This is a genomic window from Acidovorax sp. BoFeN1 (assembly GCF_003345135.1).
Classification (GTDB): Bacteria; Pseudomonadota; Gammaproteobacteria; order Burkholderiales; family Burkholderiaceae_C; genus Acidovorax; species Acidovorax defluvii.
The window spans coordinates 1-14,348 of record NZ_QOZT01000091.1 but is presented as its reverse complement, the minus strand read 5'-3'; the positions used below and the strand labels follow the sequence as shown (position 1 = coordinate 14,348).

The window sequence follows — 14,348 nt, the reverse complement described above, 5'->3', positions numbered from 1 at the left end:
GTTGAAGCGGGGGAAGGCATGGGCCAGCGCGGTGTAGGCAGCGCGTTCGGCATCGGTGTGGGCCGGGGGCAGGGCAACCGTCAGTTCCAGATACAGATCCCCGGGCGTGGCGGCCGGAATGCCCCGGCCCTTCAGGCGCAGCTTGCGTGCGGTTTTCCAGTGCGCAGGCACGGTCACCTCCAAGGCGCCTGCCGGGGTCTGCACCTCGACGACGGCGCCCAGTTCGGCCTCCCACGGGGCCACGGCCACGGGTTGGTACACATCGCGGTCGATGGCGCGCCAGCGGGCGTCGGGCTTGAATTGCACCTCCAGGAACAAGTCACCCGCAGGGGCGCCGCCCGTGCCCGGGCTGCCCTGACCCGACAGGCGGATGAGCTGGCCTTCGCGCACGCCCTTGGGGATCTTGACCTGCAGGCTGCGTTGTTCGTGCACCATATGCCCCGCATCGTCCAGCCGGGCACCGCGCAGTGCCAGGGTGCGCTCGGCGCCCTGGTAGGCGTCCAGCAGATCAAGCTCTATCTTGGCGTGGTGGTCGATGCCGCGCGTGGGCGGCGGTGTGCCACCCCACTCGGCATCCGGTGGCGCCTGGCGGTGCTGGCCCGTAGCGCGGTGCGCGCGCTGCGCGCGCGCCTGGCGGCCAAACAGTTGCTCAAAAAAGTCGCTGAATTCGCCGTCGGTTCCACCGGCTGCGCCGGCCCCGTCGGAGAACTCGAAGCCCGCGTCCCAGTTGGGCGGGGGGCGAAAGTCCTGCCCCGGGCGGTGTGGTGCCTGGTGGCCCAGGGCGTCGTAAGCCTCGCGCTTTTCGGGGTCGGAGAGCACGGCGTTGGCCTCGTTGATCTCGACCATGCGCGCCATGGCATCGGCTTCCTTGCTCACGTCGGGGTGGTATTTGCGCGCCAGCTTGCGGTAGGCCTTCTTGATGTCATCGGCGGTGGCCGTTTTGCTGACACCCAGCACCTGGTAGTAGTCCTTGAATTCCATGTGGCGTTTCCTTCGCGGTGGGGCAGCGCGGGGCAGCTGTTGGGGCTGACTGTATGCCGCAGCCTGCCGCCACGGCAACCCGGCCCGTACGGAGCGCGGATGGATGGATTAAAACGCTATGAAAAACATAGCTATTGCAGCTTGCTACGCAAGGGCTAGTGGCATTTTTGTTTCAAATTTTGCCCGACGGGTGGCAAAAAAGGCTTTCACGTTGCGCACATTGGCGTCGTCGGTAAACAGGCGCTGCGACAGTGCCAGATAGCCTGGCATGTCGCGGGTGTGCACCACCAGCATGAAATCCGGACCCGGCGACACGCGCCAGCACTGCTGCACGCAGTCTTCGGCCACGGCACGGGCCTCAAAGCCGTCCAGCCATTCGGCGCCCTGGCGGTCCAGCGTCACTTCCACAATGGCCGACAGCCCGTGGCCCTGCAGCGCCGCCAACCGGTCGGGCTGCAGCAGGGCCACCTGGCGCTCGATCAGGCCGTCGGTGTGCAGGCGCTTGATGCGCCGCAGACATGTGGGCGCAGACACATGCACCCGTTGCGCCAGCGCCTGGTTGCTTTGCGCGGCATCGCGCTGCAGCAGGTCGAGCAGCTGCAGGTCGATGGCATCGAGTGTTGTTAATTCCATAAATTGCGAGTTTATGAAATTTTCAGTCGCTTCTATGAATTAGTGAAATATTCAATCACATAGCATCGAATATTGATTGAAAATTAAATATTGCACACCATACCATCGCAGCATATTCACAGGAGCTTTCCTATGTGCGGCATCGTCGGCGCAGTTTCATCGCGCAACATCGTTCCCATCCTTGTCCAGGGCCTGCAGCGGCTGGAGTACCGCGGCTATGACTCTTGTGGCGTGGCGGTGCATGCGGCCAGCCTGAATGCATCGTCGCCTGCGGGGCTGCAGCGCGCGCGCAGCACGGCCCGTGTGGCCGAGTTGCTGGAGCAGGTGCAGACCGACCACCTTGAAGGCGCCACCGGCATCGCGCACACCCGCTGGGCCACGCACGGCGCGCCGGCCGTGCACAACGCACATCCCCATTTCAGTCACGGCACCGGTGCAGATGCCCCTGCCGGCACGCCCGGGCGCGTGGCGGTGGTGCACAACGGCATCATCGAAAACCACGAAGAGTTGCGCGCAGCACTGCAGGCGCGCGGCTATGTGTTTGCCAGCCAGACCGACACCGAAGTCATTGCGCACCTGGTGGACAGTCACTACAACGGCGATCTTTTCGACGCGGTGCGTGCCACTGTGGCCGAACTGCGTGGCGCCTACGCCATCGCCGTCATCCACAAGGACGAACCCCACCGCGTGGTGGGCGCACGCGCAGGCTCGCCGCTCATCCTGGGCGTAGGCAAAGACGGCTCCGAGCACTTCCTGGCCAGCGACGCCATGGCCCTGGCGGGCGTGACCGATCAGATCGTTTACCTGGAAGAGGGTGACCTGGTGGATCTGCAACTGGGCCGCTACTGGATTGTCGGCAAGGGGCGCGAAAGCCTCACCCCGGCCCAGCGCCCTGTGCGCACCGTGCTGGCCCACAGCGGCGCGGCCGAGCTGGGGCCGTATCGCCACTACATGCAAAAGGAAATCTTCGAGCAGCCGCGCGCCATTGCCGACACGCTCGAAGGCGTGGAAGGCATCGTGCCTGAGCTGTTTGACGGCGCAGGCCTGCACGGTGAGCCCGGCGCGGCCGCGTGGCGCGTGTTCAAGGAGATCGACAGCGTGCTCATCCTGGCCTGCGGCACCAGCTATTACAGCGGCTGCGCGGCCAAATACTGGCTCGAGGAAATCGCCGGCATCCCCACCCAGGTGGAAGTGGCCAGCGAATACCGCTACCGCACCAGCGTGCCCAACCCGCGCAGCTTGGTGGTCACCATCAGCCAATCGGGCGAAACGGCCGACACCCTGGCTGCGTTGCGCCATGCCCAGTCTTTGGGCATGCAGCACACCTTGACCATCTGCAATGTGGCCACCAGTGCCATGGTGCGCGAATGCAAGCTGGCCTATGTCACGCGCGCGGGCGTCGAGATCGGCGTGGCCAGCACCAAGGCCTTCACCACCCAGCTCGCCGGCCTGTTTTTGCTGACGCTGGCGCTGGCCCAGTCCCGGGGGCGTCTCACGGCAGAGCAGGAAGCCGCTCACATCAAAGCCATGCGCCACCTGCCTGTGGCGCTGCAAGCCGTGCTGGCGCTGGAGCCGCAGGTCATCAGCTGGGCACAAGACTTTGCCCGCATGGAAAACGCACTGTTTCTGGGCCGGGGCTTGCACTACCCCATTGCGCTCGAAGGCGCGCTCAAGCTCAAGGAAATCAGCTACATCCACGCCGAGGCCTACCCGGCTGGCGAACTCAAGCACGGCCCGCTGGCCCTGGTGACCAGCAGCATGCCCGTGGTGACGGTGGCGCCCAACGACGCGTTGCTCGAAAAACTCAAGAGCAACATGCAGGAAGTGCGCGCGCGCGGCGGGGTGCTGTATGTGCTGGCCGACGCCGACACCCGCATCGAAAGCAGCGAAGGCATTCACGTCATCCGCATGCCCGAAAACTATGGCCAGCTCAGCCCACTGCTGCACGTGGTGCCGCTGCAGCTGCTGGCTTATCACACAGCCTGCGCTCGTGGCACCGATGTGGACAAGCCGCGCAACCTGGCCAAGAGCGTCACGGTCGAATGACCGGCGCGCGCCTGGGGCGTTGTTTGTGTGCTGGCTGATGAATGTGGCCCGCACTCCAGGGCCGACGGCGTGAACTGAGGATGGGAGGGCTCGGGTCCGTGGCTCGACCCTGTCCCAAAGACTGCTTTTGTACGAGGCCGAGGACTCCTCAGGGTCGATCTCGGTCGCTGCTGGTCGCGCCCGCTGGTCATGGTCAAGTTCACAGAGCTGTCATCCAGCCAGCTGCAATGGCGCCGGTCCAGTGCCCATTCATAGAAGCAGTGGTGACGGTGCCTGCGGCCAAGCGCCGGCCGAGGGGCCGCAGAATGACGTGTCCAATAGGCACTGCCGACCCAACAAGGTCTGTCGTTGGGACAGGCTGAATGCGCCTCAGCGCGTGGCAATAATGGCGTCCAACCGAGTGACTATCAAGTGTCGGTTGCGCGCTCACAAACCACCAGCCCGAGCTCGCGATGGCTCTACACGGTGCCGCACGCCCCATGAAGAGCCACATCGTTAGGCCTGGTCAATGCACGCTGAAGTCGATCACGATCACGCCTGGTTCGCGCTGTCGGTATTCCACGCCGACACGGTCGCCGTAGCGCTGCGCAAGCTGCGACAACAGCGGTAAGGGGTCGTGGTCGTTGACAAATCGCATGGTCTCGCCCGGCTGGAGGCTGTCCAGGGCGCCGAATATGGCGGCGTGCCGGAATCTTTTAGCCACGCCGCGGGCGTCGAACGGGTAGATAGCGTCGGGTGACAGGTGTGCGTGAGGTTGTGACATGACGGTTCCTTTGATCAAAGTTGAAGGGGCCCAACGCAAGGCGTCAGGTTGTGGGGGATTGGTGGTCCGCTGGCGCGGCAGGTCTTGTTTGCAATGCGCTCACACGCTGGGCGTTACCTTGGTCGTGGGTTTTCGAAGGCTTTTGGGCGCCGTCACCAGAGAAATCCCGGGCGACGTGGCACGCCCCGTTGTCGGCACCAACACGGGCCCTACGATGTCGGCCAGAGTCATCCCGTCGAGTTCCCTGAAGTAGGAGCCTAAGGCGGCGTTGAACAAGCCCTTTAAGCGGCAGGTCGGAGACAGCGTGCACTGGTTGGAAACGGGGTCGAAGCATTCGACCAGGCGGAAATCGGTCTCCGAGGCACGCACCACGTCGCCGATGCGCAGTTGGCTCGGGTCCTTCTGAAGGCGCAGTCCACCGCCACGGCCACGGATGGTTTCCAGCACACCCTGGCGGCCCAGGTCCGTGACGATCTTCATCAGGTGGTTCCTGGATACCCCATGGTGTTCGGCCAGCTCGCTGATTGTCACCAGCTGATGCGGGCGGGCAGCGCAATACATCAGCACGCGCAGGGTGTAGTCGGTGTATTCGGCAAGTCGCATGGATACCCCTAAAGAGGTAATTAGTATATTTCTTTAAAAGATGGTTTGGATATAAGATTCATTTCGAGTGCTTCTTATAAGCACTTTGCAGTGACCTATTAGTCCTGCATCGCCCACCACACCATGTCCGTCCTGTCCTTGCACGCCTCGCCACCTGAACGCACCACAGCGGCACAGCCTCTGAGCAGGTCGCTGCTGAGTTTGGCATTCAGGCCCTTTGACCTGGTGGCTGTGATGTTTGCCCTGCTCGCGACTCCCTTTTGGGCGGCGGCAACGGTTGGGTCGGTCGCGTTTGCGATCTACCTCTTTATCTACACCCCCCGGTTGCACAAGCCGCTTTTCATTGGCAAGGACGTCTGAATCCTTTCTTTCCTCCCGTTCCGATTTTTCAACCCATTCCTCTTCTCCCAACTCAGGACACGTTCATGAACACCACTACCAATCCCGCCCCCACCGTGGACCTGCGCACCATCGCTCCGCATGAACGTCACTCGCTGGTGTTCACCACCTTCATGGCGCTACCGCCCGGCGCGGCCATGGAACTCATCAACGACCACAACCCTCTGCCGCTGCGCGGGCAGTTCGACAGCGGCCTCTATGGCGCGTTCAACTGGGCCGCGCTGGAAAACGGCCCCGAGCAATGGCGTGTCGAGATCACCAAACCCGCCAGCAGCAAGCCCGTGCACGGAGTGGACTCCTGCTGCGGATCCTGCGGCGGCTGACCGGGAGCCATTGCCATGACCTTCGTGGTCACTGAAGCCTGCATCAGCTGCAAATACACGGACTGCGTCGACGTCTGCCCGGTCGACGCGTTTCGCGAAGGACCGAACTTTCTGGTGATTGACCCCAACGAATGCATCGACTGCGCGGTCTGTGTCCCGGAATGTCCGGTCGCGGCGATCTACGCCGAAGAAGACGTGCCCAGCGACCAGCGCGACTTCACGCTGCTCAACGCCGAACTGGCCCGGCAGTGGAAGCCGATCACCCGGACCAAGCCCGCGCTGCCAGATGCCGACGCGTGGAGCAAGGTTCATGACAAGCTCGGAGCGCTCAAACGGTAGCGCTAGAAACCTTCACCCCGGCGCACGCGGCCCATGCGGCCGGTGCCATGGGTAAAGGCGAAAAATGAGGAACGGACGGAAATAGCGATGCCGCGAGCGTTCCTCACCGCTTCACCGTCTCACAGGCCCAGCGACAGCATCGCGGCCTCGGACATCCTAGAGCGGTCCCAGGGAGGATCGAACACGAAATCCAGATCCACCTGCGCCACACGGGGCAAGGCCAGCAGTTTCTCGTGGATCTCTTCCACCAGCAGGTCCCCCATGCCGCAGCCGGGCGCCGTCAGGGTCATCTCGATCGACACCCTGAAATCGTCGCTGTCGTCCATCGGCAGCACGTCACAGGCATAGATCAGGCCGAGCTCAACGATGTCCACCGGAATCTCCGGGTCGTAGCAGGTCTTGAGCGTCTGCCAGACCTGCGCCCGCACACCTTCGGGCCCCTCCGCTTGCACCACCACCGGAGCCACCGGCACCGGCTTGCCGATGGCGTCGGCATCCGCACCGGCCAGGCGCATCAGCTGGCCATCGACCAGCAAGGTGAACGACGCGCCGAGCGCCTGGGTGATCTGCACCAGCGTGCCTGCCGGCAGTTCGGCTGGAGTTCCATCGGGCACGCAGGCTACCTCGACATTGCGCCTGACGATCACCCGTTCGCGTCGTGCACTCATGGCGTCGCCTCCGACGCGTTGCTGCCGCTCTCGGCCTCAGCGGCCAAGGCGTGCATCAGCGCGTGCCAGCCCAGCAGCGCGCACTTGATGCGGCCTGGGTAACGGCTCACACCGGCCAGGCTGATCAGCTTGCCCAGGTGCGCTTCTTCGGCCTCCATCTGGCCAGTGAGCACGGCGCGGAACCGGCCCTGCAGCGCCTGCGCCAGCGCCACCTCTTGCCCGAGCACCGCCTCGCTCATCATGGACGCGGACGCGATGCAAATCGCGCAGCCCTGGCCGTGAAAGCGGATGTCGCTCACCCGCCCATCGTCGACCACCAGGGCCACCCGCAGGTCGTCACCACATTGCGGGTTCTGGCCGCGCGCTTGATGTGTTGGTGCGGCCAGCGTTCCGAAGTGGCGCGGCGCGCGCTTGTGATCCATCACCACGTCTTGGTAGAGGTCGATTTCGGCGGCTGTTTCTGAAATCATTGCAGCACCTTTATGGCATGCGCAACGCCGGCGAGCAGGCGCTCCACCTCGGCGTGCGTGTTGTAGAGCGCAAACGAAGCGCGCGTGGTAGGCCCCAGGCCCAGGTGTTCGAGTAGCGGCTGGGCACAGTGGTGACCGGTGCGCACCGCGATGCCGAGTTGGTCCAGCACGGTGCCGATGTCGTGCGGGTGCACGCCATCGGCGACAAACGAGACGATGGCCGATGTGCGGCTGTGGGCCGACAGCACCGTGATGCCGGGCAGCGCGGCCAGCCCCGCGGCAGCGTGTTCGCGCAGCGCGCTCAGGTGGACGTCGATGCGATCGCGCCCGATCTGTTCGATGAAGCCCGCCGCAGCCGCCATGCCGATCGCACCCGCGACGTTGGGCGTACCGCCTTCCAGCCGCGCCGGCAGTTCGGCAAAGCTGGCCTCGGTGGCGCTCACCCAGGCCACCATGTCGCCGCCGTAGCGCAAGGGCTCCAGCCGTTCCAGCGCGGCACGCCGGCCCACCAGCACGCCACTGCCCATGGGCCCGTACATCTTGTGGCCCGAAAAGGCAATGAAATCGCAGGCCAGCGCCGACAGGTCGGGCACCCCGTGGGCCACGGCCTGGGCTGCGTCGAGCACGGTCAGCGCGCCCGCGTCGGAGGCGAGCTGGAACAGGGCCTCGTAGGGCGGGCGCTCGCCGGTGGCGTTGGCGCAGGCGGTGAGCGCCAGCACGCGGGTGCGGGGGGTGAGCAGGCGGCGCAGGTCGGCCACATGCAGCCGCCCCTGGGCATCGGGCAACAACACGCGCAACACCGCACCGGTGCGCCGCGCCGCCTGTTGCCAGGGCACGAGGTTGGCGTGGTGTTCCAGGCCGCTGACCACGATCTCGTCGCCGGCCTGCAGCCAGGCGGACCGATGGCCGGCGGTGGAGAGGCCATGGGCCACCATGTTCAGCGCGTCGGTGGTGCCCAAGGTGAACACCAGCTCGTGATCGGGTCCGGCGCCGACAAAGCGCTTGAGATCGCTGCGGGCGCGCTCGAAGGCGTCGGTGGCGCGCTGGCTCAGCGTGTGCACACCGCGATGGATGTTGGCCCGGTCGTGCTGCTCGAAGGCGCGCATCGCGTCCTGCACCGCCAGGGCCATCTGGGTGGTGGCCGCGTTGTCGAGGTAAGCCAGCTCGGCACCGTGAATGCGCTGCGCGAGCACCGGAAACTGCGAGCGTACGGTATCGAGCGCCAGGCGGTCGGTCCAAAGGGCGTCACCCATGGGCGGCCTCCTGCTGAGTGGTAGGGGCGGTGGGGTCATCGCTCAGGTGATGGGTCACCGCTTGGTGCAGCAGGCCCGCGAGGTCGAGCGACTCGATGAACTGGGGATTACCAAAGGCCCGCGCGAGCAAGGCGCTGGCCATGCCTTCGATGATCAGGCCGCGCGCGCTGCGTTCGTCCAGGCCGCGCTGGCGGGCGTAGAACAGCGCGTCTTCGGGCAAGGCGCCCCAGGTGGCGCCGTGGGCCGCCTGCACCTGGTCGTGGTGGATCTCCAGGTGCGGCCGCAACACCAGCCGGGGCTGGCCGCCGGTGGGAACGCCCGTGAGCCGCTGCCGCACCTCCGCGTCGGCCGCGCCCGGTGCGATGCGGGTGTAGGCGTTGACCACCGCGCGCGCCGCGCCGCTGGCCAGCGCCAGCGCCTCGACGTGGCTGCGGGTGCGCTCGCCGGTGTGCAGCATACGCACCTGTTGTTCAAGGTCGGCACCGGCCGCCAGCAGCAAGCCCACGCTGCGGGCCTCTGCGCGGACACCCGCCAACTCGACTACCTGGCGTTGCAGGTGGTAACGGCTGCCGGTGGCGATCAGGCCTTGTTCGTAGCGCGCGTCCGGCCCGAGCTGCAGGTGCAGGTGGTGGGCGACCCGGTCGGCCGCGCCGGGCTGTACGCTGCGCAGGTGCTGCAGGGTGGCGCTCGCGCCGAGCCGGATGTGGGTGTGCAAGTTCTGCACCACCGGCTGCTCACAGGCCACCCCTTCACGGTGATGGCGGTGGTGGGTTTCCACCAGCACGCAGTGCACGCCGTCCTGCACATCGATCACCAGCGTCGGTGCTTCGACCGCGCTGCGTGGCTGGTGCCGCAGCTGTATCCACACCGTCTCTGCGACCCTGTGACCGCTGTCGTGTTCACCGCCAACGCGCAGCCGCAGGCCGTGACGGCACAGCGCGTGGTGCACCCAGGCAAACGGCGCGGCATCTTGCTGGGTGGTATCACCAGTTTCGGCCACACCTTCGGCATGAAAGGGCAACGGCAGGCCGGCAAACAGCTCCTTGCGCTGCGCCGGGTCGGTGGCATCGAGCCAGCGGGCGTCCACACGGCCTTGCGGCGTCTGACCGAGCGGGTGCAGCGTCCAGCCTGCGCCGCTCAGCGGGCGGGCGTCACAGCCGGTCGACGCGGCTTCGGGCGCTTCGCCCAGCCAGACAGCGGCCGGCGGTGGCGGCAGATGGCGAAACGCCTCGGCGTCTCGCGGGATCCAGCCCGCATCTTGCAGCCGGTGGCGGGCGGCCAGGATGTCGGCGCGTGCGTGGTCCATGCTCAGGCCTCCAGCGCGTCGGCCGCGCGCACAAAGCCGGTCCGTGAAATCTGCCGGGCGAGCGCCAGGTCACCGGTCTCGGCGATGCAGCCCTGGTCGAGCCGCATCACCGCGTCGGGCTCCAGCGACTCGATCAACTGCAGGTAGTGCGAGACCACCACAAAAGCGGTGCCCTGGGCGCGCAGCGATTGCACCAGATCTACCACCGCGCGGGTTCCGTCCACGTCCATGCCCGAATCGATTTCATCGAGCATGGCCAGGCGTGGTCGCAGCAGGGCCAGCTGCAACAGCTCGTTGCGCTTGCGCTCCCCGCCAGAAAAACCGTCGTTGACGGGACGCGCCAGCATCGCCTCGGGCAGCCCAAGCCGGGTGGCTGCGGCCCGCGCGTCGTCGAGGAAATCAAAGGCATCGAGCGGTGCTTCGCCGCGCGCTTCGCGCACGGCGTTGAGGGCCGTCCGGATGAACAGGTTGTTCTTCACACCGGGGATCTCGGGCGGCGCCTGGAACGAGACAAACAGCCCGGCGCGCGCGCGCGCCTCAGGGCTCATGGCCAGCAGGTCCTGCCCGCCAAAGCGGACCTGGCCACTGACAACGCTGTAGCGCGGATGGCCGGCGAGCGTCAGGCCCAGGGTGCTCTTGCCGCTGCCGTTGGCGCCCATGAGCACCACCAGCGCACCGGCCGGGACATCAAGCGAGATTGACTTCAACACGTGGCGACCGCCAACGTCAACGCGCAGATCGCGCACCTGCAACAGGGGTTCGGCATGGGTCATGGAGGCTCTTTTCTGTGGAATCGGGTGGGTGGGCTCAGCCGACAGCGCCTTCGAGCGAGACAGCTAGCAGCGCCTTCGCTTCGAGCGCGAACTCCATCGGAAGCTCGTCGAGCACCGACTGGCAAAAACCGCCAACGATGAGGGCGGTGGCGTCCTGCGGGTGGATGCCGCGCTGCTGGCAATAGAACAGGCGTTCTTCGGAAATACGGGTGGTGGTGGCTTCGTGTTCCACCAGGGCGTCGTCGCGCGCGGCATCGATGTACGGGAAGGTGTGGGCACCGCAGTCGGGGCCGATGAGCAGCGAGTCGCACTGCGTGTGATTGTGGGCACCGGCCGCGGTCGGGGCCACGCGCACCAGGCCGCGGTAGCTGTTCTGGGCGTGTCCGGCGCTGATGCCTTTGGAAACGATGCGGCTCTTGGTGTTGCGGCCCAGATGGATCATCTTGGTGCCGGTGTCGGCCTGCTGGAAGTGGTTGCTGACCGCGATTGAATGGAACTCGCCGCGCGAATCGTCGCCGCGCAAAACTACGCTCGGGTACTTCCAGGTGATGGCCGATCCGGTCTCAATTTGCGTCCAGGCGATGTGCGAGCGCTGGCCCGCACACAGGCCTCGCTTGGTGACGAAGTTGTAGATGCCACCCCTGCCGCGTTCGTCGCCGGGGTACCAGTTCTGCACCGTCGAGTACTTGATGTGGGCGTCGTCGTGGGCGATCAGCTCGACCACCGCCGCGTGCAACTGGTGTTCGTCGCGCTGCGGCGCCGTGCAGCCTTCTAGGTAGCTCACGTGGCTGCCTTCCTCGGCAATGATCAGCGTGCGCTCGAACTGGCCGGTGTTGGCTGCGTTGATGCGGAAGTAGGACGATAGCTCCATCGGACAACGAACACCTTTTGGGATGTAGACAAAGGAGCCGTCGGAGAACACCGCCGAATTCAACGCCGCGTAGAAGTTGTCGCCCGGCGTCACCACCGTGCCGAGGTAACGCTCGATCAGGGCCGGGTGGTGCTGCACGGCATGCGAGAACGAGCAGAAGATTACGCCGACTTCGGCCAGCTGCTCACGGAAGGTAGTGCCGACGGATACCGAATCGAATACAGCATCGACTGCCACCCCGGCCAGGCGCGCCCGCTCGTGCAGCGGCACGCCAAGCTTCTCGTAAGTCTCCAGCAGCTTGGGGTCCACCTCGGCCAGGCTCTTGGGTCCGTCTTTCTGCGACCTGGGTGCCGAGTAGTAGCTCAGGGCCTGGAAGTCCACCGGCTCGATGCGAAGTTGGCCCCAGTGCGGATGCGCCATGGACTGCCAGCGCTCAAAGGCGGCCAAGCGCCACTGCAACAGGAAATCAGGCTCGCGCTTGCGGCGCGAGATGGCGCGCACGGTGTCGGCGTCCAGCCCCGGTGGCAGCGAGTCGCTCTCCACGTCGGTGACGAACCCGTGCCGGTAGGACTGCTGCAACGCCTGGGTCAGCGGCGGTGCTTGTTCAACGGTGGTCATGGCGGGGCTCCTGCGGGGATAGGGTGCAGATTCGATGCGCTGCTGAAGAAGCTTCGGGTCGCTCAAACTGAACCCTCTTTTAAAGAAGTAAAGTATATGAATCTTTAAGAATTCTCACAATCTTGAAAAGCGTTGCCCGCCTGCCTGCAAGGGGCATTGGGAATCAGCCAGCCCTCGGAGGGAGAGCGAGTGGGCCAGCTTCCTGCCAAGAATCCAGATAGGCAGAAGCACAAATGGAGCCCTACAGGCCAGCCTCTCAAACAGTACAAATTTCTGATCCAACACTGCAGGTGTGGATCAAGGAAAGGTGGATTTGAAAGCCCCACTAGGAAAGGAAACCGGTCTTTCCAGACCCGTCATGAACGCCGTCAGTGCGTATCCCGCATGCGCATAGAGCGCTCACACGGGGAGCATATGTGGTTGGTGGAGGTGGCTTGCATCGAGGGGCCTTAGGCTGTGTCGGGAGCCGATGGTGGAGCAACCCGCACTTCCTGACGCGTCAAGGCACGCGCCACCTGCATCAGCCACAGCACGGCCAGCACGATAGCTGCGCGCACCAGCCATTGGCCGAGCAAAGCTTGGTCGTCCAGCAAATAGGCGTTGCAGACCCGCACGGGTGAATCAATGTAGAGCTGGCCAACCACGGCTGTCATGGGTAACACATTGCCCAGAAAAAATGCCTGCACCACCATCCCCGCCGGGCGCCAGGACAGCCGCAGCGCCCCACCCGCCAGTACGAGGGCCGTGCATTTTGCGATTTCGATGACGGGGTCGATGAGCGCGAGGTCAAGCACCCGTGGCACCATGAGTACGGCCAGAGCCAGGGACACTCCCACGAGGCCGCTAATGCCGTGGGCATTCCAGCGGTCAACGAATGCACGCGTACGGGACGACAGGCCGGCGACCAGCAGGGCACCGCCGCACAGGAGCAGCGGAAACTGCACCAACATATGCCGCGCCATGCTGGCCTCCAGGGCATGGCGCACAGGCGGCAATAGCAGGATCGCCAGCAGGGACAGCCCCAGCGCTCGCTGGCGCCGCGGCGGGCATAGCGTGGCCGCGCCTGCACGGGCCCTAGTGGATATCAACGCCCAATGGCTCTTGAAGGCGGCAATACGGGGGGTTGTCATGGCAATTGCCGTTGGGCCAGATCGCGCGCGTAATCTAGCGCCAGCTGCTGTTCGGCCTGGTCGAAGATGCGCACCAGCCGCCCCTGGTCGTCCACCACGAGCAGCGCCGCGTTGTGCTCGTAGTCACCCCGCCCATCGGGCACCACCACCACCCCGAGGCGGTGCAGTAAAAGCGCGTTCTGCGCGATGTCGGGCACCCGTGCCAGTTGCCACACGACCGGGTCGGCTTCCAATTTCTGGGCATACGCCTGCAATCGGGCCGGGGTGTCGTATCCCCCATCGAAACTGAGCGACAGCAGGCGCACACGTCCGCCCGCGCTTTCTGTGGTTGTGATGAGGGCGCCTACTGCCTGCGTGGCGCGATCGCGCTGAAGACTGCTCTGCAGTTGCTGAAAGGTACTACCCAGTGAAAGGCAGACCGTCTGACAGCGCGTGTAGATGAAATCGACCACGGTAACGTAACCGGGCACGGCCAGCCAACGGGTGAGTAGCTGCGGAGCTATGCCCGGGCCATCGACCACCACGGGCGGCATGGCAACAGGCTGCAGCGCCACTTCGAGCCGCCGTGCGCCCTCGGCCGTCCACACCTGGAAATCATGGGTGAGCCATGACACAGAGGCATATCCCGCCACTGCCAGCCCCACGCTGAGCAGCGCTGTCCGCAACACCGTCACGTGTGGCTCCTACGCCCGGCATGGCATTTCGCCGCGCGGTGGAGCTTGGCTTTGCCTCCCTGCGCCCGAGGCATGCAGGCTGTGCGCACAGCGATGACCGGCGGTGCGCGCCGGTCCAGAAACATGGACACCGTCAGCCAGTACACGGCAGCGTCAGGCCGGCTTGGAAGCCAGGGCCTTGAGCGCGGCCCCGCCTTCAAACGGAGCGGAGCGGTTGCTGGCCTTGCGTTCGTGCTCGAATAGATTGGGCTGAACTGCGCCCGCTTTGTTCGACCAGTTGCCGCGGATGTAGCTGGCCAGTGCCGCCAGTTCGGCATCGCCCAGTTGCTGGAAGGCAGGCATCGCGCCTTTGTACGTGATGCCAGCTACCTCAGTAGTGTCCGGCTTATTTGATGCTGAAGGGCGGCAACGCCAGTATTGAAGCGGGTTTCAGAGGATTCATGGGTGTCCACGATTTGAATTTCGTTTAGCTCATTTGCGATGCTCGCGGGTTTCAAC

At 65.2% G+C, this 14,348-nt stretch carries 17 protein-coding genes; 4 read left to right on the top strand and 13 right to left on the bottom strand.

Annotated features, from left to right (window positions below; all coding sequences use genetic code 11):
* Together DTW89_RS16320 and DTW89_RS16315 are read right to left on the bottom strand one after the other, a co-directional pair.
* Window positions 1-981: DnaJ C-terminal domain-containing protein (locus DTW89_RS16320; protein WP_114656705.1), on the bottom strand; the 981-nt coding region annotated here is incomplete at its 3' end.
* A gap of 144 nt (window positions 982-1,125) precedes the next feature.
* Entirely contained in the window at window positions 1,126-1,614 is a 489-nt protein-coding gene (locus tag DTW89_RS16315) for an Lrp/AsnC family transcriptional regulator (protein WP_114656704.1), read from the bottom strand.
* Between the two features lie 132 nt (window positions 1,615-1,746).
* Here DTW89_RS16315 and glmS point away from each other — a divergent pair, with 132 nt between their 5' ends.
* Window positions 1,747-3,660, top strand: coding sequence for a glutamine--fructose-6-phosphate transaminase (isomerizing) (glmS, locus tag DTW89_RS16310; RefSeq protein ID WP_114656703.1), 1,914 nt, complete (start codon window positions 1,747-1,749; stop codon window positions 3,658-3,660).
* A gap of 505 nt (window positions 3,661-4,165) precedes the next feature.
* Here the strand turns inward: glmS and DTW89_RS16305 are convergent.
* The gene (locus tag DTW89_RS16305) at window positions 4,166-4,423 is read right to left on the bottom strand and encodes a DUF2249 domain-containing protein (protein ID WP_114656702.1); all 258 of its coding nucleotides are present in this window, start codon (window positions 4,421-4,423) and stop codon (window positions 4,166-4,168) included.
* Between the two features lie 99 nt (window positions 4,424-4,522).
* Window positions 4,523-5,026, bottom strand: coding sequence for an RrF2 family transcriptional regulator (locus DTW89_RS16300; RefSeq protein ID WP_114656701.1), 504 nt, complete (start codon window positions 5,024-5,026; stop codon window positions 4,523-4,525).
* Window positions 5,027-5,149: 123 nt separating this feature from the next.
* On the opposite strand from DTW89_RS16300, the gene DTW89_RS16295 reads away from it, so the two are divergent.
* From DTW89_RS16295 to fdxA, 3 genes are all read left to right on the top strand, one after another.
* Window positions 5,150-5,386 (top strand): hypothetical protein, encoded by a 237-nt coding sequence (locus tag DTW89_RS16295; RefSeq protein WP_114656700.1) that lies wholly within the window; start codon window positions 5,150-5,152, stop codon window positions 5,384-5,386.
* Between the two features lie 65 nt (window positions 5,387-5,451).
* The gene (locus DTW89_RS16290; protein ID WP_114656699.1) at window positions 5,452-5,748 is read left to right on the top strand and encodes a DUF2249 domain-containing protein; all 297 of its coding nucleotides are present in this window, start codon (window positions 5,452-5,454) and stop codon (window positions 5,746-5,748) included.
* A gap of 15 nt (window positions 5,749-5,763) precedes the next feature.
* A complete protein-coding gene (gene fdxA / locus DTW89_RS16285; protein ID WP_114656698.1) occupies window positions 5,764-6,087 on the top strand; it encodes a ferredoxin FdxA in 324 nt (107 codons plus the stop codon).
* A gap of 119 nt (window positions 6,088-6,206) precedes the next feature.
* Here the strand turns inward: fdxA and sufT are convergent, their stop codons facing one another.
* From sufT to DTW89_RS16240, 9 genes are all read right to left on the bottom strand, one after another.
* Window positions 6,207-6,755 (bottom strand): putative Fe-S cluster assembly protein SufT, encoded by a 549-nt coding sequence (gene sufT / locus DTW89_RS16280; RefSeq protein WP_114656697.1) that lies wholly within the window; start codon window positions 6,753-6,755, stop codon window positions 6,207-6,209.
* Complete coding sequence (gene sufU, locus DTW89_RS16275; RefSeq protein ID WP_114656696.1) at window positions 6,752-7,225, bottom strand: Fe-S cluster assembly sulfur transfer protein SufU; 474 nt, start codon at window positions 7,223-7,225, stop codon at window positions 6,752-6,754. The genes sufT and sufU overlap by 4 nt, the downstream gene beginning before the upstream one ends.
* Window positions 7,222-8,478, bottom strand: coding sequence for an aminotransferase class V-fold PLP-dependent enzyme (locus DTW89_RS16270; RefSeq protein WP_114656695.1), 1,257 nt, complete (start codon window positions 8,476-8,478; stop codon window positions 7,222-7,224). The genes sufU and DTW89_RS16270 overlap by 4 nt, the downstream gene beginning before the upstream one ends.
* Window positions 8,471-9,784, bottom strand: a complete 1,314-nt coding sequence (locus DTW89_RS16265; protein ID WP_114656694.1) for a SufD family Fe-S cluster assembly protein — start codon at window positions 9,782-9,784, stop codon at window positions 8,471-8,473. The genes DTW89_RS16270 and DTW89_RS16265 overlap by 8 nt, the downstream gene beginning before the upstream one ends.
* A 2-nt stretch (window positions 9,785-9,786) precedes the next feature.
* The gene (gene sufC, locus DTW89_RS16260) at window positions 9,787-10,557 is read right to left on the bottom strand and encodes a Fe-S cluster assembly ATPase SufC (protein ID WP_114656693.1); all 771 of its coding nucleotides are present in this window, start codon (window positions 10,555-10,557) and stop codon (window positions 9,787-9,789) included.
* 34 nt (window positions 10,558-10,591) lie between these two features.
* On the bottom strand, window positions 10,592-12,046 hold the full coding sequence (sufB, locus tag DTW89_RS16255; protein ID WP_024814098.1) for a Fe-S cluster assembly protein SufB: 1,455 nt from the start codon (window positions 12,044-12,046) through the stop codon (window positions 10,592-10,594).
* Between the two features lie 449 nt (window positions 12,047-12,495).
* Window positions 12,496-13,176: a hypothetical protein gene (locus DTW89_RS16250; RefSeq protein WP_236637176.1), complete on the bottom strand. Its 681-nt coding sequence runs from the start codon at window positions 13,174-13,176 to the stop codon at window positions 12,496-12,498.
* Window positions 13,173-13,850 (bottom strand): SCO family protein, encoded by a 678-nt coding sequence (locus DTW89_RS16245; protein ID WP_236637175.1) that lies wholly within the window; start codon window positions 13,848-13,850, stop codon window positions 13,173-13,175. Before DTW89_RS16245 ends, DTW89_RS16250 begins: the two co-directional genes overlap by 4 nt.
* A gap of 153 nt (window positions 13,851-14,003) precedes the next feature.
* Window positions 14,004-14,192 carry a cytochrome c gene (locus DTW89_RS16240; protein WP_236637174.1) on the bottom strand — a complete coding sequence of 63 codons (189 nt, stop codon included), beginning with the start codon at window positions 14,190-14,192 and terminating at the stop codon, window positions 14,004-14,006.
* Window positions 14,193-14,348 lie beyond the last annotated feature (156 nt).

Coding starts and splice junctions, on each gene's coding strand:
- DTW89_RS16315 (WP_114656704.1), bottom strand. CDS start 1,614: ATGGAATTAACAACACTCGATGCCATCGACCTGCAGCTGCTCGACCTG.
- glmS (WP_114656703.1), top strand. CDS start 1,747: ATGTGCGGCATCGTCGGCGCAGTTTCATCGCGCAACATCGTTCCCATC.
- DTW89_RS16305 (WP_114656702.1), bottom strand. CDS start 4,423: ATGTCACAACCTCACGCACACCTGTCACCCGACGCTATCTACCCGTTC.
- DTW89_RS16300 (WP_114656701.1), bottom strand. CDS start 5,026: ATGCGACTTGCCGAATACACCGACTACACCCTGCGCGTGCTGATGTAT.
- DTW89_RS16295 (WP_114656700.1), top strand. CDS start 5,150: ATGTCCGTCCTGTCCTTGCACGCCTCGCCACCTGAACGCACCACAGCG.
- DTW89_RS16290 (WP_114656699.1), top strand. CDS start 5,452: ATGAACACCACTACCAATCCCGCCCCCACCGTGGACCTGCGCACCATC.
- fdxA (WP_114656698.1), top strand. CDS start 5,764: ATGACCTTCGTGGTCACTGAAGCCTGCATCAGCTGCAAATACACGGAC.
- sufT (WP_114656697.1), bottom strand. CDS start 6,755: ATGAGTGCACGACGCGAACGGGTGATCGTCAGGCGCAATGTCGAGGTA.
- sufU (WP_114656696.1), bottom strand. CDS start 7,225: ATGATTTCAGAAACAGCCGCCGAAATCGACCTCTACCAAGACGTGGTG.
- DTW89_RS16270 (WP_114656695.1), bottom strand. CDS start 8,478: ATGGGTGACGCCCTTTGGACCGACCGCCTGGCGCTCGATACCGTACGC.
- DTW89_RS16265 (WP_114656694.1), bottom strand. CDS start 9,784: ATGGACCACGCACGCGCCGACATCCTGGCCGCCCGCCACCGGCTGCAA.
- sufC (WP_114656693.1), bottom strand. CDS start 10,557: ATGACCCATGCCGAACCCCTGTTGCAGGTGCGCGATCTGCGCGTTGAC.
- sufB (WP_024814098.1), bottom strand. CDS start 12,046: ATGACCACCGTTGAACAAGCACCGCCGCTGACCCAGGCGTTGCAGCAG.
- DTW89_RS16250 (WP_236637176.1), bottom strand. CDS start 13,176: ATGACAACCCCCCGTATTGCCGCCTTCAAGAGCCATTGGGCGTTGATA.
- DTW89_RS16240 (WP_236637174.1), bottom strand. CDS start 14,192: ATGCCTGCCTTCCAGCAACTGGGCGATGCCGAACTGGCGGCACTGGCC.